Raw genomic sequence first — 4,300 nt, 5'->3', positions numbered from 1 at the left:
GCCCGAACTCACCAAGGCGCTGCGCGTTGGGCCACAATCGGCGGGCGCCGTGCCTGGCCCGGCCGCCTATGGCCGCGGCGGCGAACTGCCAACCGTGACCGATGCCAATGTCGTGCTCGGCTATCTGCCGGAAAACCTGCTCGGCGGCGCCTTCAAGCTTGACCGCGAAGCCTCCCGGCGTGCCGTGCAGACCGTGGCCGATGCGCTGGGCCTGTCGCTGCTGGAAGCCGCTGCCGGCATCATCGCCATCGTCAACGAAACGATGTTTGGCGCGCTGCGACTGGTTTCGGTGCAACAGGGTTATGATCCGCGCGATTTTGCCCTGATGGCCTTTGGCGGCGCTGGCCCGCTGCACGGCAATGCCATGGGCATGCTGATGGGATCGTGGCCCGTCATCATCCCGCCCTCGCCCGGCGTGCTGTGCGCTTATGGCGATGCCACCACCCGCCTGCGCATCGATGCCCAGCGCAGCTTCAACAAGCTCATCACCCAGACCAGCGATGCCGAAGTCGGCACGGTGATCGATGAACTCATCGCCCAGACCAGCGCCGAACTCGCCGCCGAAGCTGTGGCCGCCAGCGACATCGAGATCCGTGTCGAAATCGATGTGCGCTATGCCGGCCAGGCCTTTGAAGTGCCGTTGTTCTCGCCCCCCGGATCTACCATCGCCAGCCTCGCCGAACGCTTCGATGCCGAGCACAAGCGCCTGTTCACCTTCAACCTGTCGGTGCCGCAGGAACTAGTGAACATCCGCGTCGTGGCGCTGGGCAAGGCCGCCAACGTGTCGGCCGAACGCATCGCCAAGGGTGACGGCAACCCTGTCGCCGCCCGCGTGCGCGACCATGAGGTGTGGATGGACGGCAAGGCTCGGGCTGCCGGCATCTATGATCGTGCCAAGCTGCGCGCCGGCGATATCGTGCCGGGTCCGGCCGTGATCACCGAGATGGACTCCACCACCCTCGTCCACAACGGCCACATCGCCACCGTGGACGATTTCGGCAACCTCCTCATCAACCCGGAGGCCTGAGACATGCCCGCCCGCATCATCGAGACCAACCCGCGCCCGTTCGAGCCCAAGGCCATTGATCCGGTCACGCTCGACATCATCGAAAACGCCCTGCGCAACGCCCGCATCGAGATGGATGCCACGCTGGTGCGCACCGCCATGTCGCCCGGCATCCGCGAACAGGGCGACGCTTTCCCGATGATCGCCAACCCGGCGGGCAAGATGATCGTTGGCCAGTTCGGCAGCTTCATCGATGGCTTCCTGCGCGGCTGGGACGGCAGCATCGAGGAAGGCGACATGATCTTCCTGTCTGACCCTTACAGCTGCGAAGGCGCCATCAGCCATAGCAATGACTGGCTGGTGCTGCTGCCCGTGTATCGCAGCGGGCGCCTGGTCGCGTGGACCGCCATGTTCGGCCACCAGAGCGACATCGGCGGCAAGGTCGCCGGGTCCATGCCGATCGACGCCCGCGCCATTTTCGAAGAGGGCGTGCGCATTCCGCCGGTGAAGATCTGGCGCAAGGGCGAGTATAACGAAGACCTTATCAAGCTGGTGATGCACCAGACCCGCAAGCCGGATTGGTGCGCGGCCGATCTGAATGCGCTGATCGCGTCGTGCCGGGTTGCCGCGCGCCGCATCGACGAAATGTGCGGCCGCTTTGGCGAAGACGAAGTGGTGGCGGCGATGGACGCGCTGCTGGCCCGCAACCACCGCGCCATGAAGGCGCTGATTGCCACCTCGGTGTCGACCGATCAGGTGAGCTTTGAAGATTTCGTCTGTGACGACGGGGTCGGCTTTGGCCCCTACAAGATCAAATGCACCATGCAGCGCGTCGGCGACAAGGTGGTGCTGGATTTCGACGGCACCGATCCGCAGAGCGACGCGGCCATCAATTTCTATCTGAACGAGAACATGTTCAAGATGTTCTTCTGTATCTACATGATCATGGTCTTCGATCCGCAGATCATGTTCAACGATGGTTTCTACGATCTGATCGAAGTCAAGATTCCCGAAGGCTCGCTGCTGAAACCGCGCTATCCGGCCGCCCTGTCGGGCCGCACCCACGCGCTGGGCCGCATCTTCGATCTGCTCGGCGCCCTGCTCGGCCAGCGCGCACCGGAATTCCTGTGCGCCGCCGGCTTCTCGTCGTCGCCGCACCTGATGTACTCCGGCCGCGACCAGCGCCCGGGCAAGAACAATGAATGGTACCAGCTGTTCCAGATCGGTTTTGGCGGCATCCCCGGCAAGCCATTCGGGGATGGCCCGGATGGCCACTCGCTGTGGCCGGGCTTCACCAACGTGCCCAACGAATTTCTGGAGCGCTATTTCCCGCTGCGCATCGAGCGTTACGAGGCGCTGGCCGATACCGGCGGCGCCGGCAAGTTCCGTGGCGGCAACGGCATCCTGATGACCTATCGTTTCCTGTCGGCCGGCACGGTTTCGATCCACGATGATCGCTGGTTCACCTATCCGTGGGGCGTGAACGGTGGCGAGCCCGGCAGCCGCGCCCGCAAGATCCTCGAAAAGGCCGATGGCACCCAGACCATTGTCGCCAACAAGCTCGACAGCCTGGATGTCGAAGCCGGTGATCAGCTGCACTTCATCACCTGGGGCGGCGGCGGCTGGGGCAACCCGCTGGAGCGTGATCCGGCCCTGGTCGGCCTCGAAATCCGCCAGGGGCTGGTGAGCGCCGCCGGTGCGCGCGCCTATGGCGTGGTCGCCAATGCCGATGGCCTGGTGGACGCGGCCGCAACCGCTGCCCTGCGCGCCGAACTGGCAGCAGCGCAGCCAGCGCAAGCTGCCATCTTCAACCGTGGCGGCACCGTCGAGGAACTGCGCGCGGCCTGCGAAGCCGAAACCGGGCTGCCGGCGCCCAAGCCTCCGGTGTGGCACCATATGGCCATCGCGGCCGAATAAGGACGCCAGCGATGAATATCGAAGCCACCGGGCCACTCGCCGGCATCAAAGTCGTGGAAATGGGCCAGCTGATCGCCGGCCCGTTCTGCGGGCAATTGCTGGGCGACATGGGCGCCGACGTGATCAAGCTGGAGCCACCCGGGGAAATTGGAAAGGGCGGGGGTGACCCGATGCGCGTCTGGGGCCGCGGTGATTTTCCGCTGTGGTGGGAAGTGGTTGCCCGTAACAAGCGCGCCGTATCGTGCAACCTGCGGATGCCCGAAGGCCAGGCACTGGCGCGCAGCCTGATCGCCAAGGCCGATATCCTCATCGAGAATTTCCGCCCCGGCACGCTGGAAAAATGGGGTCTGTCGCCCGAAACGCTGATGGCCGAAAATCCCGGCCTGATCATCGTGCGCGTGTCGGGCTATGGCCAGTCCGGCCCCTATTCGGAACGCGCCGGTTTTGGCGGTATCGGCGAAGCGATGGGCGGCTGGCGCGCCATCGTTGGCGATCCCGATCGCCCGGCAAGCCGCATGGGCGTATCCATCGGCGACACGCTGGCGGCAACCTATGGCGCGCTGGGCGCCCTGGCAGCGCTCAATCATCGCCATGCCACCGGTCAGGGCCAGGTGGTCGATTCCGCGCTGTACGAAGCCGTGTTGCAGGTAATGGAATCGCTGGTGCCGGAATATGTCGCGTCGGGTTATGTGCGCGAGCGTTCGGGCTCTGTGCTGCCCGGCATTGCGCCGTCCAACGTCTATCCCTGCAAGGACGGCGAATATCTGATCGGCGCCAATCAGGACACGGTGTTCGGCCGCCTGTGCGACGCGATGGGCCGCCCGGAACTGGCAACTGACCCGCGCTATGTGAGCCATATCGCCCGCGGCAAACATCAGGAAGAGCTCGACACGCTGATCGGCGAGTGGACCCGCACGCTGACCATCGACGAGCTGGAAGCAAAGATGATTGCAGCCGGTGTTCCGGCCGGCAAATTGTTCCGCCCGGCCGACATGCTGACCGATCCGCATTTCCAGGCGCGCGAAGCCATCATCGGTGTGCCGCACCCGCGCTGGGGCGAAGTGAAGATGCAGAATGTCTTCCCCAAGCTTTCGGCCACGCCCGGCAATGTTCGCCGCCGCGCGCCCGAAGCCATCGGGCAGGACAATGACGACGTTTACGGCGAGATGCTGGGCCTGGACGCCGCAGCGCTGGCCGACCTGAAGACGCGCGGCATCATCTGATCAGCTGCGGCCACAGCGCCACCAACATTACCACCCCCAGCAGCGCCAGCACCGCCGCTGCACCCACACGCACGGCCTTCAGCGGCACGCGTGCCAGCAGTTTTTCGCCCAGCAGCACGGCCGGTACATTGGCGATCATCATGCCCAGCGTGGT

Annotated in this window: 4 protein-coding genes; 3 read left to right on the top strand and 1 reads right to left on the bottom strand. The window is 65.0% G+C overall.

The features are described 5' to 3' along the window. The 3 genes from RMO81_RS11790 to RMO81_RS11780 form a co-directional block, all read left to right on the top strand. Positions 1 to 1,027 (top strand): hydantoinase/oxoprolinase family protein (locus RMO81_RS11790; protein ID WP_310476079.1); only part of this gene is annotated, 1,027 nt, incomplete at its 5' end. Positions 1,028 to 1,030: 3 nt separating this feature from the next. After that, a complete protein-coding gene (locus RMO81_RS11785; protein ID WP_310476078.1) occupies positions 1,031 to 2,923 on the top strand; it encodes a hydantoinase B/oxoprolinase family protein in 1,893 nt (630 codons plus the stop codon). Positions 2,924 to 2,934: 11 nt separating this feature from the next. Next, positions 2,935 to 4,146: a CoA transferase gene (locus RMO81_RS11780; RefSeq protein ID WP_310476076.1), complete on the top strand. Its 1,212-nt coding sequence runs from the start codon at positions 2,935 to 2,937 to the stop codon at positions 4,144 to 4,146. On the opposite strand, the gene RMO81_RS11775 is transcribed toward RMO81_RS11780, so the two are convergent. After that, positions 4,139 to 4,285: a hypothetical protein gene (locus RMO81_RS11775; RefSeq protein WP_409049612.1), complete on the bottom strand. Its 147-nt coding sequence runs from the start codon at positions 4,283 to 4,285 to the stop codon at positions 4,139 to 4,141. The two genes, RMO81_RS11780 and RMO81_RS11775, sit on opposite strands and share 8 nt — an antisense overlap. Positions 4,286 to 4,300: the final 15 nt, after the last annotated feature.

The organism is Sandarakinorhabdus sp. (assembly GCF_031422795.1).
Classification (GTDB): Bacteria; Pseudomonadota; Alphaproteobacteria; order Sphingomonadales; family Sphingomonadaceae; genus Sandarakinorhabdus.
The sequence above is the reverse complement of the archived record's forward strand: the minus strand, read 5'-3'. Positions and strand labels throughout refer to the sequence as shown.

Coding starts and splice junctions, on each gene's coding strand:
- RMO81_RS11785 (WP_310476078.1), top strand. CDS start 1,031: ATGCCCGCCCGCATCATCGAGACCAACCCGCGCCCGTTCGAGCCCAAG.
- RMO81_RS11780 (WP_310476076.1), top strand. CDS start 2,935: ATGAATATCGAAGCCACCGGGCCACTCGCCGGCATCAAAGTCGTGGAA.
- RMO81_RS11775 (WP_409049612.1), bottom strand. CDS start 4,285: ATGATCGCCAATGTACCGGCCGTGCTGCTGGGCGAAAAACTGCTGGCA.